A 20,029-nucleotide genomic window follows, 5' to 3' on the forward strand; every position below is an offset into this window, starting at 1 on the left:
TTGAGTGCCTCCAAAATCCCATTCCGTACGGTCTATGCTGACTACTACTCGTTGGTGTGGCACAAAACCCATGAAGAATACTCCCAACTGTAAATAATCAAAGGATACCTTTTGAAAAAAATCTTGTATCCTTCGCTCTATAGAGGCGACTTTGGCTTTGCCTTTTATCTTGGCTGCTATCTGTGAAAAATGTACCGAACGACTCTCTATGAGACCTTCTACTATATCACAAATAAACTCCTGTCGCTTTTTATGCTTGACAATGCCTAAGCTTCTAAGTATTTCATATATATTTGTAGATGGACTCTGTGCCACAGAAAAAGCTGTTTTTTTGTTTGTGTCGTAACTACAAAAATCAGCTTTTTCGCTTTTTTATCCAATCACAAGAAAACACTCGGGTCGAGTAAAATTTAAGTTGGCAATAAAACCTTTTTAATCGATGAAAAAAATCCCTTTTATTATTTTGCTACTCTGCGCTGTTTTTTACCAAAATATAGTTTGGGCGCAATCCTCAGAAATCAAACCTCGTATGCGTGTCATCGTTGACAATGACTTTAGTGGTGACCCCGATGGACTGTTTCAAATGGCGCACTTATTGTTATCGCCGTCGGTTGAAATTCGTGGAATTATTGGTTCGCATTTGAGTGTAAAAGATGGTTTTGATCCTTCTACCACACAAGCCGAAAATGCAGCAAAAAAAGCTAAAGAACTGCTGAAAATCATGAATTTGGAAGAAAAATTGGCTGTAGTGGCAGGCTCTAACACAGGTATGACTGACGAGAATACGCCTGTAAAAAGTGCTGGTGTAGATTTGATTATCAACGAAGCATTGCGCACCGACACTAAACAACCTCTTTATGTACTTTGTGGCGCAGGGCTCACAGAGATAGCTTCGGCGCTATTAACAAAGCCCGAAATTGCGGATAAAATCACCTTGATTTGGATTGGTGGTCCAGAACATTCCGATATTGCGTTACCACCTCCTGGTTATTCAAAAGTAGAATATAACCTCAATATTGACCCAAAGGCTGCCATGGCTGTCTTTAACAAAACGGCGGTAAAACTGTGGCAAATTCCAAGAAACGTATATCGTCAGGCGCTGTTTCCCTATTCGCATTTGGTGACTAAAGTCAAACCTCAAGGTAAGTTAGGGGAATATTTGTACAAGGAACTCCATAGGCTCATGAGTCGCGTTGGGCGCATTGGCGAAACATATATTTTGGGCGATAGCCCATTAGTGCTTTTTACTGCGCTACAATCTTATTTTGAAGCTGATCCATCTTCGAGTTTTTATGCGGTAAAACAGGCTCCAAAAATCAATTCGGATGGACAATATCAATATAATCACGAGGGAAGAAATATTCGTGTTTATACTCAAATTGATAACTACTTGATGTTTAGTGACTTTTTGGCCAAATTAGAGATGAATAAATAATCGACGATAGGCAGTAAGCTAAAAGTTCATAGTCACAGGGAATTAATGCAGTATTATTTGGCAATAGGTCTCCAAAAACCTAAAATCAACGATTTTTTACAATTTCTGGAAAAATCAAATGCTGAATTTTGTGCTATCAAACTTAAAACAAAACATTATGTTTACGGTAAAACAAATCAAAGAAGCACATGCAAAGGTAAAATCTGGTGCAGAATTTCCATCCTACATTCAAGAAATCAAGTCATTCGGCGTTGTAGGCTTTGAAACTTGGGTATTTGATAGCCATACGAACTACTGGGGTAAGGATAACTTCGAAACCTCGTCTGAGGCTGTTTACGATGCTCTAGTAATTGAAGACGAATGTACTCCGAGCATTTTTGCAGAAGACCTCAAAGCGCATCAAGCAGGCAAAACTGATTATTTCCAATTTTGTAAAGATTGTGCCAAATCTGGCATTGAAAAATGGATTGTCTCACTTGAAGATATGACTTGCATATATTACGACAAAAAAGGAAATCAGATTTTGGTAGAAACGATTCCTAGCTAATAGAAAAGTGCTATTTGAGTGGCTGCTTGATTATTCTAAAATTTATATTCTAGCTGTAGAGACGCAAAGCATCGTATATCTACAGCTAGAATTTATCTGTCACTAGACAAAATTGAAGTTCCTAGTTCAAGACTCAGTCTTGGACTCACTTTTTCAACAGTTTAAAACTGTTTTACAAAATTCAGTAAAAAGGTCTAAATTAGGCACCCTTCTGACACTGAAATTATTCCATTCACCGATATACTAATAACGAATAACTCCCTAAATACGAGCTAATTAATTTTTAATTTCGATACTTCTCCCTCCTCTTCCATTAGGAGTAAACACCTTTAATTTGATTGTTCCTTTCTCCGAAATTGGCTCAGTGTATAACTTGCTTTGTACTGTAGGTTCGGTTCCATCTATAGTATAGCGAATTTCAAATGAAGGCATCTGGATATTGGCATATACCTTACCATTTTCCACTTTTGCACCAGCCGTAGGAATTCTAAACTGATAGCCTCCCGATAATGCCTCTATTTTAGGAAGTTCTCTTTGCGAAATCGTATTTACAAACACATTCCAAGCTTCTTGATATTGCTTTTTGGACAACTGAGTATCGGCAGTTTGCGCCCATTGAGGGTCAGGAGCCCAAGCTCTTTCTACCAATCCTAGCATTTTTGGCAGCAACATATATTCCAATCTTTCTGGTGACTTAACATTTTCACTCCAAAGCAAACCTTGTATGCCTACGATATTACTTTTCCCAAAATCTGTTAGTCTGTCTTTACCAATAAAATAACTTTGCTCAATCGGATTTCCTCTTCTGTCCTCTGTTGAATTTTTGAAATAATCAAAAGGGATAAAATAAAATGGCTTATCAACATCCACAAAACCACCCCAGTAATAGCCAGGCTCTTCGTAAGTTTTTTGGTATGACAAATCAAAATACATATTGCTGACACAAGATAAGACCACTTTATAGCCTGCATTTGCCAAGCGATATGGTAAATCTTCATTACCCCAACCAATCATATTATTCCAAACATTTACCTGAAAACCTTCATTGGCCAAACGAGGATTAGGAATCATCGTTTTTTGTCCCATCAATTGCGTTTTACGCATGGCGATTTCTTCCCAACCAGACAAAAACAGCCCTTTCTTTTTCAAGAATGTGTTGATTTTCCCAAAATAGTAATACCATAAATCATCGATATTGTCAACCGTTGGGTCTGCATTTACCAACGCCTGACAAAGTGGTGACTGTTCCCAAACACCAGCAGGCACTTCGTCTCCACCAAAGTGGATAGTTGTCAATGGTGCGCCAGCGTCTTTGTACATAGCAATAATTTCGTCGGTTACTTTTTCGAGAAAAGTGTACACTGATGGACGAGCTACACAAATAACATTGTCCGTCCAAAGTTGAGCTGTACGATATTGTGACTTGTCATCTGGGTCACGAAGCCAATATTTTTCGGCTTCTTCCATATTTCCTTGCGCTTTATATTTCTCATATCGAGCGTCCATAGCTTTGATAGAAGCACGGGCATGCCCAGGAGATTCCACTTCAGGAATGATTTGAATATGTCGCTCGGTGGCATATTTCAAGATATCAATAAACTCGGCTCTGCTATAAAAACCACTTCCTGAACTTTGTCCAACATTTGGACCAGCCCCGAATGATGCAGGAAGAAAGTTTTTGCTATCTAAGGAATGTCCACGATTGGCACCGACTGTTGTTAATTCAGGTAAACCAGTGATTTCTAATCGCCAGCCTTCATCGTCGATAAAGTGTAAATGCAGTACATTTAGTTTGTAGGTTGACATTAAGTCCAAAACTCGCTTTAGCTCGGCAGGTTTTTGGAAATTTCTTGCCACATCCAGCATCAAACTTCTAAAACCAAAACGAGGAGCATCTTCTACCTTCAAACATGGAATCTGGATTTTTTCCACGCTATTTTTCCAAACTGCCACAGGAAATAAGTTCTTAAGCGATTGAATAGCATAAAAAGCTCCTTTTTTGCTTGAAGCACTAATGGTGATTTGTGTTGGAGCAACAATCAAATGATATGCTTCTTCTGCCAAGTCTGCTTGCTTTTTAAATACAATTGCATTGGTACTTGCCTGAGAAGTTTCTGATAATTTTTTACCTAAAACCTTTTGCAAATCCTCCTGAAAATAATTGATTTCATGTTGCCATTCTGAGGGTGCAACCATAGAAGTTGTGGCATTTACCTCAAAGTTTCCATTGCTTTTTTGATAAAATTGTGGCGTTGGAAAAATCGGGGGCAAATCACTAGCATTGAGTGGATGAATTAAGGTATTTTTCTCATACAATTGTGCAGAGGTCAAATAGCCAACTTTATCCTCTGTAGGAGCAATTACTTTGTATTTCTGAATCGTTTTTCCTTCCTCAGGCTTTTGCTCGTTGACCCAATATAAGCCAAATGGTGCATCAGCAATATTGACAAAAATTTCGGAAGAGATAAAGCTAATATCTAATGTCTTCCCAGCTTCAAGGCCAGCAAAATTAGCTTTGGGACTCAATCTAAAAATATCTCCATTGACATGCTCAATCGAAACATTTGATGAAATAGCATTAGGGTCAATATCTCGGATATAGTTAAAATACAAACTCCAACCTGATTTTGGGAGTGCTTGTTTGCCTGTATTTTTTAGGGTAAAAACAGAGACATACTGTCTCTTTCCTTCAAAAGCATTATCGGTAACTTTCCACGAAATCTCTAGTTGTTCCGAATTAAAAAGAGGTACCTTTTTTTGCGCTTTTCCTTCTATACACATCGTAAATAGAAGCGAAAAAAGCAGCCAAGTCATTGATATTTTTTTCATATGTAATTATAGAATTGAAAAATTGGGTAAAATAAAATGGTTCTATTGGGCTGTCGGCAAAATGAATTTATGGTTTTCTGAGAGATATATTCAAACTATTAATCTACCTCATTGGGCATTAACACGTTAGTAATATTTTACGCTCGGTGATAATCTGGCCTCCAGTTTTGAATAGCTTGTTTGATATCTTTGGCAGAAAGAGACTCCTTCGTTGCGCGATCGACTAGGGCTATTAGTTCCTCGTTAGGTGCAAATCTTAAGGCGATAATTTGTCCCATTCGCAAATTTGATGGCAAAAGTTTGCCTGTCAGTACAAAGTAGCGCAAATTTTCTTCTGCTCGAATGGCTCTATCTTGTGCACGTAACGCAAAAACTCTTGCGTACCAAAACACCCCTAAAAGCGCGCTAATAGTCAAAAGAAGCGTCAGGGATAGCGATGTCTTCTCTCCAATATTTTTTACAGTATAAATAATCGCAGTGATTAGGGCACCAAGAAGCAATACTGAGGTAATGACATGATAACCAATTACATACTTGGAATGATTTTGAAAATTTTGTTCTTGCATGGGTGGTATTTTGTTAAAATGATTTTTGTACATCAAACTTAAAGACTTTCCGATTGAAAACAAAAATTCACAGACCAGAGCATACAAATAAAAAAGGCTATCTCTTTTGGAGATAGCCTTGCAATAGAATGCTTATTTTAGCCATTAAGAATCTGATAAATGAGCGGCTTTATTACTTCAATTTCAGCATCAAACTCGCTTAAAAGCTCGTTAAATTTTTCCTTATCAAATACTTTTAAACTTTCTATTTTTCCTGCCTTGGTACCAAGCTCTCGCATCCCTGCCGAAAGCGCAGTCCCTTTCATTTTATGACCTAGTTTGTTGAGCGCAATTAGGTTACCATCATCAATTAGCGTTTGGAATTGACCTGTAATAGTTTCAAACTGCATCAATACCATTTCTAGTACCTCTTTAGCAAGTTCGGGGTCTTCTCCCATTCTTTTAGACAAATCGGCAAAATCTAAATGTTGGGTATCAATCGAACTAAGTAAGGCTGTTTCAATTGGATTATTCATATTCTGTTCTATCTTGAGCCATTTTTTTAGCGCTCGTTCGAGGGTATCCCTCACGAATGGCTTCATTATATAATCGTCCATGCCAGCCTCTAAGCATCGGGTTTGCTCGCCCTTAACTGTACCTGCTGTGAGCGCAACGATTGGGGTGTGTTTAATAAATTCTTTACTTCGAATAATTTGGGTCGCTTCATAGCCGTTCAACTCAGGCATCTGAATATCCATCAATATCAAATTAGGTGCGTGTTTTTCGTACATCTCAACGGCCTCTCGTCCATTTTCGGCCGTGATAATATGTGCATCTGGTAGCACAGCCTTTAGGACAGTCAATGCCAAAAACATATTTACATTATTATCTTCTGCAATCAGAATTGTGTAATCACCCGATTTCATCAGATTATTGGCATTATTTACTCTGTCAAAATTAAGGCTATTATCCTTAGAACGTCCACTTATTTGAAGTATTGCCTCATATAGCTTATGAATGGTAATTGGCTTCACCATTCTCTTTCCAACGTTCAAAGCTTCACAGGTCTTAATGACGAAATCATCATCTGAAGAACTATGTAAAAGCATAATTGGCATATCCAAACCTAGCTCTTGACGAATAATTCTGATGGTCTCCAAGCCGTCTATTTCAGGCATATGGTAGTCCATAATAATCAGCTCAGCATCCTCTGGTTTTTCCTTCAAGAATTGGATAGCTTTTGTACCAGACTCAACAGATTTGGCATAAATACCAGATATACCCAGCATTTCTTCTAAAATGGCACGGTTACTTCCATTATCATCTACCACCAACACGTGCGAGAAGGTACCTTGTAAATCAAAGGCAATGTTTTCATCTTCATAACTTTCAAAAGCCACATCGAAGAAAAACGTACTTCCTTTGTCCAATTCACTTTCCAATTGTAGTTGACTACCCATCAAGGACAACAATTTATTTGAAATTGTTAATCCTAAACCTGTTCCACCAAATCTTCTCGTAACCGAGGCGTCTTCCTGAGAAAAGGCCTCAAAAATTTTCACAATATTTTTTTGCGCAATTCCAATACCTGTATCCCTTACCGAAAACCTAAGAATATTATGATTGAGCTCTACAGCCTCCACAAGTTCTACCTTTAACTCTATCTCACCATGATGGGTAAACTTAACTGCATTGCCCAAAAGGTTGACTAAAATTTGTCTTAAACGCACTGCATCTGCATTCAGGTATCTCGGAATAGCAGGCGAAATATGAAGCAATACCTCTAAGTCTTTTTGATGCGCTTGATAGCTTACTAAATCCACCACCTGACTTCCTAATTCGAAAACATCGATATGTTCAAATGAAAGTTCGAGTTTGCCTGCTTCTATTTTAGAGAAATCAAGAATGTCATTAATAACATCCAACAGTGAATGTGCCGAGTGATGAATTGTTGACACATACTGCTTCTGCATTTCGTTCAGACCCGTGCGAATTAATAAGTCAGTAAACCCAATCACACCGTTGAGTGGCGTCCGAATTTCGTGACTCATATTTGCCAAGAATTCAGATTTGGCTCTACTCGCTGCCTCGGCATGTTCTCTTGCATTGTGCAATTGTTGCTCTATTTGCTTACGAGAAGTAATATCTCTCACCACCGCCTGAATCAATTGCTCACCTTCAATATTGAGTTTTGACAATAAAACCTCTGCCAAAAAGGTTTCATCAGTATCCTCTTTCTGACAAATCCACTCAAATTGATGGTTTTGATTTTGAAGGCATTGTAACACATGTTCATTCAGCGTTTCGGCAATATTTTCAGTATCTTTTTGAAAACTGGCAGACAAATCTAACGCCGATTTTTGACAAAGAGATTCTTTTGATTTAGCTCCGAAAAGTCGAATAGCTGCAGGATTACAATCAAGACATCTATATTGAGAAAGTACCAAAACCGCATCACTCGTGGAGTCATACAAAGCACGAAACTTGGCTTCCGAACGAACAATCTCTAATTCTGCTTCTTTTTGTTTAGTAATATCGTGTAAATAACCATGCCAAATTACCCCATCATCCACACGTTCTGGTGTGGATTCGCTACGTACCCAAATTTTGCCTTTTTGAGGTAATACCAAACGAAAGTCAATAGATTTCACTCCTAACGTTTGATAGGACTCTTCGATAGCTCCCAGTAAACCTGTTAGGTCTTTGGTATGAATTCTTGAAAAAGCCTCCTCATAACTGGTTTCCTTATATTTTACCGAAGTTTCAAACAAGTCAAATAAAGATTCTGAACAATACACAATGGTCATACGCCCATTGTTGTAACGTTTTAGCTGGTATAATCCGCCTGGAACTTGATTAGAAAGCTTTTTAAAGAGTTTATTGGCATTTCTAATTTCAACTTCACTTTCTTTTTCTTTGGTAATGTCTTTAAAAGTACCGTAAAGTCTTTTACATTTTTTCCCCTCAAATTCTCCTTCTCCAATGATTCGTATCCATTTTTTATTACCTGTAAAAGTCTCAATACTTAGTTCTATGTCGAATGGAATACCAGTCTCTACTGTTGACTTGAGCGCTTCAAATAAAATAGATTTACTTCTTGGTTCCTTATAAAAACTCAAACTACCTTCCACATCCAAGTCAAAGTCGGCAGGTACTTCCAATATCTCTCTTGCTTCCTTCGTCCATTTCATTTGATAGCCAGGCAACTCAATTTGCCAAGCACCAATGCTAGCCATTTGGCTACTTTTTGTAACGATTTCTTTGGATAACTGTAATTGTCCTTCGTTGTCTCCCCACTGACTCGTGAGTACTAAATTCGTTTGGATTTTTTGTTGAATTTTGAGGGAAGTAATATTTTCGAAGTGAACAATGATTTCCTTTTCATCGGCATTGTCATTCCAACCACATTTTGCTCGTATCCAGATCAAATCACCAAAAAAATGTTTGGCTCTAAACTCCAAAACAAGCACAGGTTGTAGGGTTTCAACAAACTGCTTTAAAGATATTCTAGATTCTTCTTTATCTTCAGGATGGAATGCTTCGGGATGATGAGCCAAATTTTGCACACTCTCATAACCCAAAAATTTGACTAATTGGGGTGCAAACCAAAAGCTATCAAGATTATTAATTGAGCAAGTCCATAAATCTTTAATAAAAAACTCATAGACAAACTCTGAAAATCCTGTAGTTGAAGTCAGATGAGTGTCGTTATGTTGATTGAATTGATTCATATAGATTTGAAGCACGAAGTGTATTGGTTAACAAAATACGGTGCTGAAAAAGCCCATTCGAAAATTTCGTATCGAGGTATTAGTGGTTGTATGATTACGAAATCTTGCTTAGGTAATATCTACGAAAAAGCCATTCGTTTGGACGCATTTGATTAACAAAATTTTCTACTAAAGGCAAGCGCTATTAATTTTCAAATGTAAGGTATCTTGAAAAAATAGTCACACTCCATTATTTGACACAAAAATTTCATTCCAAAGTTCAACATAATTCAGTTTTCACTTCATAACCAATCCGCTATAAGCAAAGCAAAAAAGTTAAATTTTGGAAAGATACTGATAGAGTTTTCCTGAGGGTGCAGTTGGATTTTTCTGAAAAACCCCAGCATTCCCTATCACTACAAAACTACTCTTAGCCCTTGATACAGCTACATTTAGCATATTCGGACGATTTTTTCTATCAAAAAAGAATACTTCTGCATCGTCTGGGGCATATACAGGAGAAAACAAAATAATTTCTCTCTCTGCACCTTGTAAAGCATGAACCGTGCCTATTTTCATGAGGTGAGTATCTATCCCTATTTTTTTAGTTTTTTGTATAAAATTTTTCGTTGACCTCTAAAGGGTGTTATGATGCCAACTAACTCTTCAATGCGCTTATATTGTTTTGCTTTCTCCGTATAATGCCTTTCAATAGTACCTTTGTTAGCCAATAACCAACGACAAATTTCGTCCGCCTCCTCTTCGTTAAATCTTTCCTTATTCCTCACCGTCGAAGTACTTGGTTGGTCTAGCAATACCATTGGAGGGAAAATTTGTTGGGAGACATTAGACAACTTCATAGGCTTCAAAAGTCCTTTGTAAGCCAAATCGTTACAATAGCTAATAATGGCAGGATGACAACGACGATGCTCCAACAGCATAATTCCCTTTTGTTCACTAATCGGATCAAAAACGTCTGTCGCTTCCAAAGCCATTTTCATAATTGAGCCACTGGACGCTGTAAAACCTCTTTCTTGCAACTTGCTTAAAAACGTATCTTGTTCATTTTCAATCAATTCGTTTTTCAGTAAATTCCCTAAATCTATTTTAAAAATAGTATTCCAAACTGGCTCAATTTGCTGAATATCACCAACGATGACAGCTTGTTTGGCCAAACCAAAGCTTGCTAAACCCACCTCTGGACTTACTTGTCCTGCTTCATCAACGATTAGAAAATCAACAAATTCTAACATGGGTGGTGTTTCCCATTTTTTACTCCCGTCTTCATTTTCTCCTGCAAATTTGAGATAAGAGAAAAAACGAGGCGCCATAAAAAAGGTACTTACAAAACAAGGTGTAAGCATGGCACGGGTACGCCACATAAGTTTACGACCAGCCAACCCTTTGTTGGGCGACTCATTTTTGAGCTGGTCGGAGATAGCTTCTATCCAACGTCCTTCCCAATAATGGATTGCCAACAAAAAGGCTTTATATCTAATTTGAGTATCTACTTCATCAAAAAAATATTGATTACGACTATTAAACTGTCGGAGTTTCAAAAAATCCTTTTCCCAAACTTTTTCCTCATCTGTACAAGGATTCGAAAAAATACCGTACTGACGCTTCCATTTTTCCCAAATAGCCCAAGCTTTTATGACTTCTTGAATCAACTTTAATTTTGTTTCAAAAAAACTTTTTAAACGACTTCTGGATGTATCTTTTAGTGGTTCTAAATTCAAAACCGTTTGTCGAATCATCGGTCTGGCAGTAGCCTGAATATGATACAGTTGGTCTTCAATGCTATTTTCGATGGCTAACCAGTAATCCTGATTTTCTTCCAAATCAGCCCAGTGCTTGGGGTCTATTGATCGCTGGGTAAATTCTGCCATTTTTTCACAAACGATTTTCCATAAAATCCTGCCTTCTTCGAGTGATTTTTGGAGATTTTTAATCTCAGTTTGTAACCAAAAATAAGCTTCCGAAATATCATCAGTTCGCTTGTGTGTATAGCGCTCGACCATGTTGAGGAAATACCTTTCAGCTTTTTCGACATAGGCCTCTTCTTCCAGCCGAGCAAATAGCCCCGAATCGTCCAATTTCATATAATTGATATGGACGAGTTCTTTTTCGGTTTTATTTCTTGCAGGCAAATAGGTAGCATATCCTTCCAAATCAGGCAGCCAGCGATCTTGCAAATCCTGAAAACGTTCGGCGCGCTGCGGTTTAAAACTCTCAATAATATTCAACACAGCCTGATTATTGGCAGAACAAGCCAACATAATCGCAGGGTCTTGTCCTTGAATGGCAGTTTGCACTACTTGGTTGGCAACAATGCTCTGAATTAGGGTTGTTTTACCAGTTCCTGGAGGGCCATTTACCGCAAATACACTCGATTTACGTTCTAGGCTGAGCGTTGCCAAGGCATTTCGTTGCGAAATACTCAAGGGAAAAGCACCGCCCATTTGACCCAAATGTTGTAAATGAGTTTCTAACCATTGAGCAATTTTTACGGGAGAGGTAAGCTTTTTTTGTTCCTTCAATCCAATCATATCCTTCAGTAAAGAAGGTAATTGCTTGGCATTTTCGAGGTGCTCATACAAGGATACAATGGCGGCGCCCGCTTGCATATCCTTTTCGGGAACAACAATCGTAGTTTCATAAACCACACGATAATCGTCCTCAGAAAACTCTTCTATGGATTGTTCTCTCAAAGCGAAAAAGCTTTCTTCGAGATATTCTACATAATTTTCCCAACGTAAAAAAGTATTTCTGTCTTTGGATAAAAGTTCTTCGAGCGAATCTAATTGGCAGAAAACGAAATCAGTATCTTCATTCCCCACTGGACTCATCCATTCACGAGGAACTACTGGAAAGTATTCATCCACAATCGAAAAGTGACCTCCGCGATGAAGTAAAATCGGAAACCAAAAAGGATAAATAGGTTTTGGTGTAAAAAATAGGTGCTCCTCTCGCTGGGGTTCAAGATAGCAAGGCGCAACCAGCAACTGTAGCACTTCAGGACGTTCCCATTTGGGATCTTTGTCTGAGCGAATACCTTTTTCGTGGTTGCGTTTTTTTTCTTGTTCCTGAAAAAATGTTTCGCATACTTGTTCATCAATCATTCCCAAGCGCCAGACATCGGCAGAAAAACGAAGCTTTTCGTTTACTTCTACATCAATATTTGCCTTCATGGCTTGCGCCAAACACGTTTTCCAGTATGCTAATAATTTTTTTTCAATCATGGTTGGTTGTAGTCCTCGGTAAGAAATAAGAAAACAAAGGTAAAGGCTAAGAAGCAAAGTGAAAAGTGTATCAGAACAAAGTAATTTGCGTCCATCAGTATTTAGTTTTAGTGTAGAATTAGGAGAAATGATTGCAAAGCATTAGTTATCAATCTATTACATCCATAAAAGTCGGTTCGAAGTTATTTTTAAAGGTAACAATCTCATATCCAACAATATACATCCAAAACCCATCATTCAAAACTCCAAACTTATTTGTCTTTTACAAAATATTTTATTCAAAAAATAGTTATATTAGTAATACGAATGTAATTTTGTTTAGATTCCATTCTGAATGATTACACTACCCGATTGTTTTAAGATTTATTAAAATTCGTTGAATAGCTAATTGAATGGCCTTGGTAAAAGGTTCAATCATTTTCTGTTTATAGAACTCTCTTATCAAGTTAAGTCCTCTTCTAAATACGCTATATTGCGGGTATCCATGCTTTTTTCTTTTGACAGGATTACATTTTACATCTTCGATTCCCGTTGCCCAACACAAGGTATAAGCTATAGCAACGATAGCCAATAACTTTCTGTATTTCTCAATAGATTGTAGGCAAGAGGATTCAATATGAAAGCCCCTATCTTTCAAGGCATGGAAAAAAGTCTCAATAGCCCATCGACGTTGATAGCTTTCTTGGAGTTGTCTATATGGCAAAGTTCCTACCAATAACAAGAGTTTTTGGTCTTTACCGTAGCTTAGTGATAGATTGACTCGTACATTATCCACGACTACGTTTTCTGCATAATAGCTCTTTTTATCCTGCAATAACTCTTCTGCCGTGGCAGTAGAGCCATCTATGAGCGTAATCTTATGACTGGCAGGGACACGTACACAAAAGTTTATGCCTTGTTTTTGTAGCCATGCCCACCATTTATTACCAACAAACTCTCTGTCCATAACCAGTAGTGCAATCCTATCCGTACCTATGATAGCAATGATAGACTTCAATAACGCTATTCTATCATTTGTATGACTATTCCCACTATTATTGTCCAACATCTCAAAGTATATAGGTATAGCCATTTTGCCGATGCTCACGACTGCACACAAAATATTGATTTGAGTGCCTCCAAAATCCCATTCCGTACGGTCTATGCTGACTACTACTCGTTGGTGTGGCACAAAACCCATGAAGAATACTCCCAACTGTAAATAATCAAAGGATACCTTTTGAAAAAAATCTTGTATCCTTCGCTCTATAGAGGCGACTTTGGCTTTGCCTTTTATCTTGGCTGCTATCTGTGAAAAATGTACCGAACGACTCTCTATGAGACCTTCTACTATATCACAAATAAACTCCTGTCGCTTTTTATGCTTGACAATGCCTAAGCTTCTAAGTATTTCATATATATTTGTAGATGGACTCTGTGCCATAGAAAAAGCTGTTTTTTTGTTTGTGTCGTAACTACAAAAATCAGCTTTTTCGCTTTTTTATCCAATCACAAGAAAACACTCGGGTCGAGTACTTTAGAACAACTTATTTTACAAAAAAATAGAGAAAAAGTTAACCTGTAATCAGGAAGATTGGGATCATATACCTGTAGTATTGCTATCTGATCGGAAATTTGCGCTAAGCATTGACGATGCTTTCGTGAAGGATTTAATCAATTTTCCAGGATTTAAGGTTACAGCTTATAAACGGCCAGAACATCTGCCATATGAATACTAGCCCATACTTTATTTAATAGTGTCCAAACCTTTAATTAAAATAATGGTGCTCCTTTGAATTCTATCTAAAGAAAATTATATACATCTATTCGAAAATTCTGTAACAATTCTCCCCACCACATCTTCTAATTTTGTGTCAAAGAAATTTATATGACATGGGAAATTTAGAGGAACATACTATAATTCATATTCAAGTCCCTGTGACAGGCATGACCTGTGCAGCCTGCGCTTTGAGTGTAGAGAAAGTCTTAAAAAAGCAGGAGGGTGTTGAAAATTGTGCTGTCAATTTTGCGAACGAAACCGTTCAATTGACGATTGATAGCGATAAAACTTCTGTAGAAAAACTTCAATCGAAGGTGCAATCGGTCGGCTATGATTTGATTTTGCCTTCAGATGATACCCGAACTCAAGTTGAAGCATATAAAACTCAAAAACATGATTCTTTAAAACGCAGAGCTATTGGTTCGGCAATTTTGGGCATACCTGTTTCTATACTAGGTATGTTTTTTATGAACGAACCGTGGGTTCCTTGGGTTTCTTGGATTTTGTCTACACCAGTAGTTTTATATTTTGGGAAAAACTTCTTTTTCAACGCATGGAAACAAGCGCTTCATCGTAGTGCCAACATGGATACCCTCGTGGCGGTTAGCACAGGTGTCGCCTACTTTTTTAGCGTTTTTACAACACTTTTTCCTGAGTTTTGGCACCATAGAGGCTTGCATGTTCATATCTATTTTGAGGCATCTGCCATCGTGATTGTTTTTGTATTGATAGGAAAACTATTAGAAGAAAATGCCAAATCCAATACCTCTTCCGCCATTAAAAAGCTTATAGGTTTTCAACCTAAAACGGTTTGGCTCATCGTTAATGGCGAAGAACAACAAGTGCCTATAGACGAAATTCGAGTAGGGGATAGGGTGGTTGTTAAACCTGGGGAACGTATTGCCGTGGACGGAAAAGTCCTATTCGGACATAGCTTTGTTGACGAAAGTATGATTTCGGGCGAACCTATTCCAGTAGAAAAGTCGAAGGGAACAAAAGTCTTTTCTGGAACTATCAACCAACAAGGAACTTTGAAGTTTTTAGCTGAAAAAGTAGGCTCAGAAACCTTATTATCCCAAATTATCAAGCGAGTACAAGAGGCGCAAGGCAGTAAAGCGCCCATTCAAAAACTGGTTGATAAAATTGCCAGTGTCTTTGTGCCTGTCGTATTAGGAATAGCGATGATCTCCTTCATTTCATGGATGGTTTTTGGTGGAACGAATGCTTTTTCCTATGCGCTAATTACCTCTGTTTCGGTGTTAGTGATTGCGTGTCCCTGCGCATTAGGACTGGCAACCCCTACGGCAATCATGGTCGGAATAGGCAAAGCAGCCGAAGAGGGAATGCTTATCAAGGATGCTGAAAGTCTGGAATTAGCACATCGTTTGGATACCATAGTTTTGGATAAAACAGGTACTTTAACAGAAGGAAAACCAAGTATCAAAGACAGTTTTGGATTAGAGGACAGTCACATAATTGACCTATTTTTGAGTGTAGAACAAGCCTCCTCTCATCCTTTAGCACAAGCTATTATTCCATTTTTGAAAGAAAAAAATGGTGAAACTCAAACTTTGACCCATTTTGAAAATGTTGTAGGGAAAGGAGTAAAAGCTGTTTTGGAAGAAACAACCTATTTTTTAGGAAGTGTCAAATGGATGCGGGAATTAGGGATATATCAAGAAAATCAATTATATCATAATTGGCAAAACTTAGGATATACCACTGTGTTTTTAGCAAATGAGAAAGAAATAATAGCTGGAATTGCCTTAGAGGATACGATAAAAGCGGATGCTAAAAAAGCGATTGAGACACTCCAAGAGGCTGGTATCGAGATAGTCATGCTAACGGGAGATAATCTTAAAACTGCTCAAAAGGTGGCGCTTGAACTTGGAATAACACAATTTAAAGCAGAAGTGTTGCCGAGTGATAAATCTAAGATTGTCAGAGAGTTTCAACAAAAAGGTAATGTTGTCGGAATGGTGGGTGATGGTATTAATGACTCAGAAGCTTTGGCACAAGCGGATGTCAGTATAGCGATGAGTAAAGGTTCGGATGTAGCGATGGACGTAGCCAAAATTACCTTGATTTCAGATCAATTAACCAAAATTTCAGAAGTAATAAACTTATCTAAAAGAACGCAGTCCATTATTCAGCAAAATTTATTTTGGGCTTTTATTTATAACATCATCGGAATTCCGATAGCTGCTGGCGTGTTGTTTCCGATCAATGGTTTCTTGATGAACCCGATGTTGGCAGGCGCTGCCATGGCATTTAGTTCTGTATCAGTAGTTACAAATTCTTTAAGATTGAAAAAGTAACATAAGGAGAATGATTTTCGAAAAGATTAAATAACACAAACAATAATCATGGAAAAATTACAATTTAAAACGAACATCAATTGTGGTAACTGTGTAAGCAAAGTAAGCCCATTTTTAAATCAGGTGGAAGAAATCGAAAACTGGAAGGTTGACACCTCAACTCTTGAGAAAATATTGACCGTTGAGGGAGAAGACCTTTCAATTGATAAAATCAAAGAAGTGGTAGAATCTGCAGGTTTTGAGATAACCAATATTGCTTGACACTAAAAATTAGGATAAAATCCTAAGAATTTGTGAGTGCTGGATAGGAATCCAGCACTAGCGAAGGCTTTTTTGATAAACTTATCCCAAAAATCGAGATGTCGCCATCATTTGTGCAATAGACAACTTTTCCTCTTAGGGTGCGACTTAAGTCGCACCCTAAGAGGAATAATTATTCTTTTGGCTTAAATAATCTTGCTGTATAATCCAACAACTTTTGATCGCCTGCATCTCCATGCCCAGGCACTATAATTTTAACTTTTGGATAACGGGCTTTTACTTCTAAAACGGTTGAAGACCATGCCTTCAAATTTGCATCCCCGAGGTATCCTCTCGTGGCTCCCAATTCCTTGATTAAGCATCCGCCAAACATAATCTCATCTTTTGGGAAATATCCGACTACATTATCAACTGTGTGTCCTTCTCCGACAAACTTTACTGTAACTTTTTCATCACCTAACGCCAGCGAAAGTGAGTCTTTGAAGCCATTTTGAGGTAAAATTGAATCGTTTTCCTTTGCCAGTGTAATGGTTTTTTCATTGGCATAAGACGGTATTTGATATTTCTCAAATATTCCTAAACCTCCCAAACAATCATCATGAAAATGTGTAGGAATAATCGCTTTAATCTTACATTTTTGGTTTTCAGTCAACCATAGAATGAGTTCTTCAGAACCTTTATCATCCGTCGGTGTATCGAAAATGATTGCCTCTTTGTCGTCCACTACCACAAGACCATTACAAGGCACATTACCAAAATCATTCGTTTTGAGATAGGAGATATGCTGATATGAATTTGGTGCCAGTTGAAGAATGATTAGTTTATCAGATTTATAGACCTGACGCGTATCAAAATCTTTCTTTTTTAAAGAGGTACATTGAAATGTGAAAGCACATAAAAGAATAAAGCCTGCGGTTCTAAGAATGGAGTTCATGTTGTTGCATATAATTTTTACAAAGCAACGAAATTTGTGTGTTTATTAGTATTATAGAGGCATATTTGCCATTGTTGGACAAAAGACCACAACTTGCTAAATTTAAACAAATAGTAAACCCTTAAATAGTGCCAAAATATTCACAGCTATGAAATATTACATTTTTGCACCATCAATGAATAAAAAAGAGGTTGGTCATTACCACCAAACTGAAGATGTAGTGTTCCCTATCAAGCTACATGAGCCCCCATATAGTGGTAGATTTACAAAAGGAGAATTCCTTGATTTTAATCCAGAGGTACAAATAACCCTTCACAAGAAAGCTTTCTTAACAGATTTTATAGATGGTAGTCCACAAGGATTCGGGATTTTTTTAAATGACAAAGTGAAGGAGCTATTAAAAGGTTTTCATTTACCCCCTCATAAATATCATCCAATTAAAGTTATGCATAAAGGAGAACAAATAGCAGGATATTACTGGCTTCATTTTTTGTTGATTTGTATCAATTTATAGACCGAGAGATGAGTTTCTATGAACTAATTGATCAGAGTACAAAAGAGGTATCCCTAAATGGTAAGATTGAATCAGAAGGTCAAATGTATCAGATTTTTAAAAAATATGGAGGTGATTTTCGAATAAATATCAAATACCACTTCATGAGTCAAATGCCTAAATATGATTTGTTTGCCAATAATATTCATGTGGGTTATAAATATATGTCCGAAAAATTGGTTGATATGATTAAAGAGAAGCAAATTACTGGTTATGATTTTGTAGAGGCTAAAAATCTATTTTTTGAGATAGAAGAAAATGAGTAAGTAGTTCATAGTTTTGCCATTGTTGTTTTTTATCAACAATGAAAGAAAAGACCAGCAAATACTGAAAATCTTTAATATTAGGCACTCACTTAGGCAGTTTTAAGAATTGTATCCCTTTCCTTAAAAACTATGATTTTATTTAACACACTCAAACACCATTTACCCAGCATTATAGATTTTATTGCAAATCATACCGTAGATTCGGAGGTGAATTTGTCGAAATTGGGCGATTCGTTGATGGATTTATACATAGGTCGTTTATCCTTAGATGCAATTTTTGAAGAGACATTATATTTTTTAAAAGAGCAGGGGATTACTTCTGAGGAGGATTATCGAGTCTTTTTGGAGAAACATCAGGGTTATGCAACCTTTCAGTTATCGGATACTTCCAAGTGGGTATTTTTATGGGGTAATGAGCCTGAGCGATATGTGCATATTCACCCCGCAAGATATTCCCCCTTCACTATACGTATCAAGTCAGCCACGCTTAAAACTGCGGTGTTGCTTAAAATTCGTAATGTACAGCAGTTTGATACTGATTCAATTAATACTGCAAGAAAAAGTATTGGGTTGTCACCAATCAAAAAGATGGAGAAGGCCACCAACATTATTGAAGCCATGACTTTGTTGGAAACTACACAGGCGTAGCTAAATTTACTTTAGTTACATTCTCATATTTTGTTACTCACCAGACTAACAATGGTTAAATTATTTAATTATTACGACATGACCTATTTGGCGATATATTCGAAGAAAAGCGACCAACCAACGCTATCTAGGGGGTGCATTTCTTGCCAACCACGAATATCCATTGAAAGCGGTATGGGTAAAATGGTGTACCCGATTAGCATTACAACGATGAGTTTCCATAGTGGAATCGTATGAATCATCGGCCAAATCGTGGAGTCGGTAAAATAGAAGGTAATGCCACCAAGAGTCATACCTAAAATGACAAGAGGCTGAAGTCTTATCAACCTGCGACGGAAAAAGCCCTTAAACGTTAATGTGTCCCACCTGTCATCGTAGGCATATCCAATGACAAAACCCGAAAGGAGAAAGAAGAAATCAACCGCCAAGTAGCCATGGTTTACGATGTTGTCAAGGTGGTTGCTGGCAAGTGGTTCGGCAAGGTGAAAGAATACGACAATAATAGCCGCTACTCCACGAAGCCCATCAATAATTTGAAAGTGAGGCTTCGTACTCAAATTGTGGTTGTTCATTTGATTTTATGTTTGATTATCAATTGATTATAGAATTTGGGTTTATTTTAAAGAATAGGGTGTTATCTACTTTTAGAATAATTCTGGGGATAGGTTGGAATAACTAAATTTCGGACCATGCCCTAAAATTGTTCTTGAAAAATTTAATATCAAACCACCGATTGTCATGGTTGGTAAGTCTTTGAATACCATGATTTTGATTAATAAAGCACAGTATTATAGGAGAATAAGTAGGATGGGAATTCTGGTTTTCATAGATATTGAATGTTTCAGGTTTTAGAGATTGTAAACTTTAGGACACTATCAAAAATACATCAGAAGTAGAGTAGGTTCTGTATTATCTTGTATTGGTTTAGATTAGTTTTGACATATCCTGTGTTGGCATTAGGTATTGTAAGAAATACCCTGTA

16 protein-coding genes and 1 pseudogene are annotated in these 20,029 nt (G+C 37.3%); 8 read left to right on the forward strand and 9 right to left on the reverse strand.

Features of this window, described 5'->3' with window-relative positions; translation table 11 throughout:
- Positions 1-315 (reverse strand): annotated as a pseudogene (locus BWI92_RS12305) (hypothetical protein); the annotation flags it as partial.
- 124 nt (positions 316-439) lie between these two features.
- On the opposite strand from BWI92_RS12305, the gene BWI92_RS12310 reads away from it, so the two are divergent.
- Together BWI92_RS12310 and BWI92_RS12315 are read left to right on the forward strand one after the other, a co-directional pair.
- A complete protein-coding gene (locus tag BWI92_RS12310) occupies positions 440-1,435 on the forward strand; it encodes a nucleoside hydrolase (RefSeq protein WP_095163562.1) in 996 nt (331 codons plus the stop codon).
- A gap of 157 nt (positions 1,436-1,592) precedes the next feature.
- Positions 1,593-1,982: a DUF1398 domain-containing protein gene (locus BWI92_RS12315; protein ID WP_095163563.1), complete on the forward strand. Its 390-nt coding sequence runs from the start codon at positions 1,593-1,595 to the stop codon at positions 1,980-1,982.
- A 276-nt stretch (positions 1,983-2,258) separates the two neighbouring features.
- Here BWI92_RS12315 and BWI92_RS12320 read toward each other — a convergent pair whose 3' ends face one another.
- The 3 genes from BWI92_RS12320 to BWI92_RS12330 all read right to left on the reverse strand — a co-directional run bounded on the left by BWI92_RS12320 (position 2,259) and on the right by BWI92_RS12330 (position 9,087).
- On the reverse strand, positions 2,259-4,811 hold the full coding sequence (locus BWI92_RS12320) for a family 20 glycosylhydrolase (RefSeq protein ID WP_095163564.1): 2,553 nt from the start codon (positions 4,809-4,811) through the stop codon (positions 2,259-2,261).
- A gap of 137 nt (positions 4,812-4,948) precedes the next feature.
- A complete protein-coding gene (locus tag BWI92_RS12325) occupies positions 4,949-5,377 on the reverse strand; it encodes a DUF6526 family protein (RefSeq protein WP_095163565.1) in 429 nt (142 codons plus the stop codon).
- A 137-nt stretch (positions 5,378-5,514) separates the two neighbouring features.
- Entirely contained in the window at positions 5,515-9,087 is a 3,573-nt protein-coding gene (locus tag BWI92_RS12330) for a response regulator (RefSeq protein ID WP_095163566.1), read from the reverse strand.
- Between BWI92_RS12330 and BWI92_RS27305 the strand changes: the two genes are divergently transcribed.
- Entirely contained in the window at positions 9,067-9,243 is a 177-nt protein-coding gene (locus BWI92_RS27305) for a hypothetical protein (RefSeq protein WP_176464407.1), read from the forward strand. The genes BWI92_RS12330 and BWI92_RS27305 overlap by 21 nt on opposite strands.
- A 159-nt stretch (positions 9,244-9,402) precedes the next feature.
- Here the strand turns inward: BWI92_RS27305 and BWI92_RS28840 are convergent, their stop codons facing one another.
- From BWI92_RS28840 to BWI92_RS12345, 3 genes are all read right to left on the reverse strand, one after another.
- Positions 9,403-9,684: an AAA domain-containing protein gene (locus BWI92_RS28840; protein ID WP_409024750.1), complete on the reverse strand. Its 282-nt coding sequence runs from the start codon at positions 9,682-9,684 to the stop codon at positions 9,403-9,405.
- Positions 9,663-12,308 (reverse strand): DEAD/DEAH box helicase, encoded by a 2,646-nt coding sequence (locus BWI92_RS12340; protein ID WP_095163568.1) that lies wholly within the window; start codon positions 12,306-12,308, stop codon positions 9,663-9,665. Before BWI92_RS12340 ends, BWI92_RS28840 begins: the two co-directional genes overlap by 22 nt.
- A 343-nt stretch (positions 12,309-12,651) precedes the next feature.
- Entirely contained in the window at positions 12,652-13,731 is a 1,080-nt protein-coding gene (locus BWI92_RS12345; protein ID WP_095163569.1) for an IS4 family transposase, read from the reverse strand.
- A 449-nt stretch (positions 13,732-14,180) separates the two neighbouring features.
- On the opposite strand from BWI92_RS12345, the gene BWI92_RS12350 reads away from it, so the two are divergent.
- Both BWI92_RS12350 and BWI92_RS12355 read left to right on the forward strand, forming a co-directional pair.
- Positions 14,181-16,385, forward strand: a complete 2,205-nt coding sequence (locus tag BWI92_RS12350; RefSeq protein WP_095163570.1) for a cation-translocating P-type ATPase — start codon at positions 14,181-14,183, stop codon at positions 16,383-16,385.
- Positions 16,386-16,433: 48 nt separating this feature from the next.
- Positions 16,434-16,646, forward strand: a complete 213-nt coding sequence (locus tag BWI92_RS12355) for a heavy-metal-associated domain-containing protein (RefSeq protein ID WP_095163571.1) — start codon at positions 16,434-16,436, stop codon at positions 16,644-16,646.
- Between the two features lie 172 nt (positions 16,647-16,818).
- On the opposite strand, the gene bla is transcribed toward BWI92_RS12355, so the two are convergent.
- Complete coding sequence (gene bla, locus BWI92_RS12360; protein WP_095163572.1) at positions 16,819-17,580, reverse strand: subclass B1 metallo-beta-lactamase; 762 nt, start codon at positions 17,578-17,580, stop codon at positions 16,819-16,821.
- 148 nt (positions 17,581-17,728) lie between these two features.
- Between bla and BWI92_RS12365 the strand changes: the two genes are divergently transcribed.
- The 3 genes from BWI92_RS12365 to BWI92_RS12375 all read left to right on the forward strand — a co-directional run bounded on the left by BWI92_RS12365 (position 17,729) and on the right by BWI92_RS12375 (position 19,047).
- Positions 17,729-18,094 (forward strand): hypothetical protein, encoded by a 366-nt coding sequence (locus tag BWI92_RS12365; protein ID WP_095163573.1) that lies wholly within the window; start codon positions 17,729-17,731, stop codon positions 18,092-18,094.
- Between the two features lie 8 nt (positions 18,095-18,102).
- On the forward strand, positions 18,103-18,399 hold the full coding sequence (locus BWI92_RS12370) for a hypothetical protein (RefSeq protein ID WP_141234764.1): 297 nt from the start codon (positions 18,103-18,105) through the stop codon (positions 18,397-18,399).
- Between the two features lie 129 nt (positions 18,400-18,528).
- On the forward strand, positions 18,529-19,047 hold the full coding sequence (locus BWI92_RS12375) for a hypothetical protein (protein ID WP_095163575.1): 519 nt from the start codon (positions 18,529-18,531) through the stop codon (positions 19,045-19,047).
- Positions 19,048-19,130: 83 nt separating this feature from the next.
- On the opposite strand, the gene BWI92_RS12380 is transcribed toward BWI92_RS12375, so the two are convergent.
- Positions 19,131-19,619 carry an acyltransferase gene (locus BWI92_RS12380; RefSeq protein ID WP_229363003.1) on the reverse strand — a complete coding sequence of 163 codons (489 nt, stop codon included), beginning with the start codon at positions 19,617-19,619 and terminating at the stop codon, positions 19,131-19,133.
- Positions 19,620-20,029: the final 410 nt, after the last annotated feature.

This window comes from Flectobacillus sp. BAB-3569 (assembly GCF_002270355.1).
In the GTDB taxonomy this organism is placed as follows: domain Bacteria; phylum Bacteroidota; class Bacteroidia; order Cytophagales; family Spirosomataceae; genus Flectobacillus; species Flectobacillus roseus.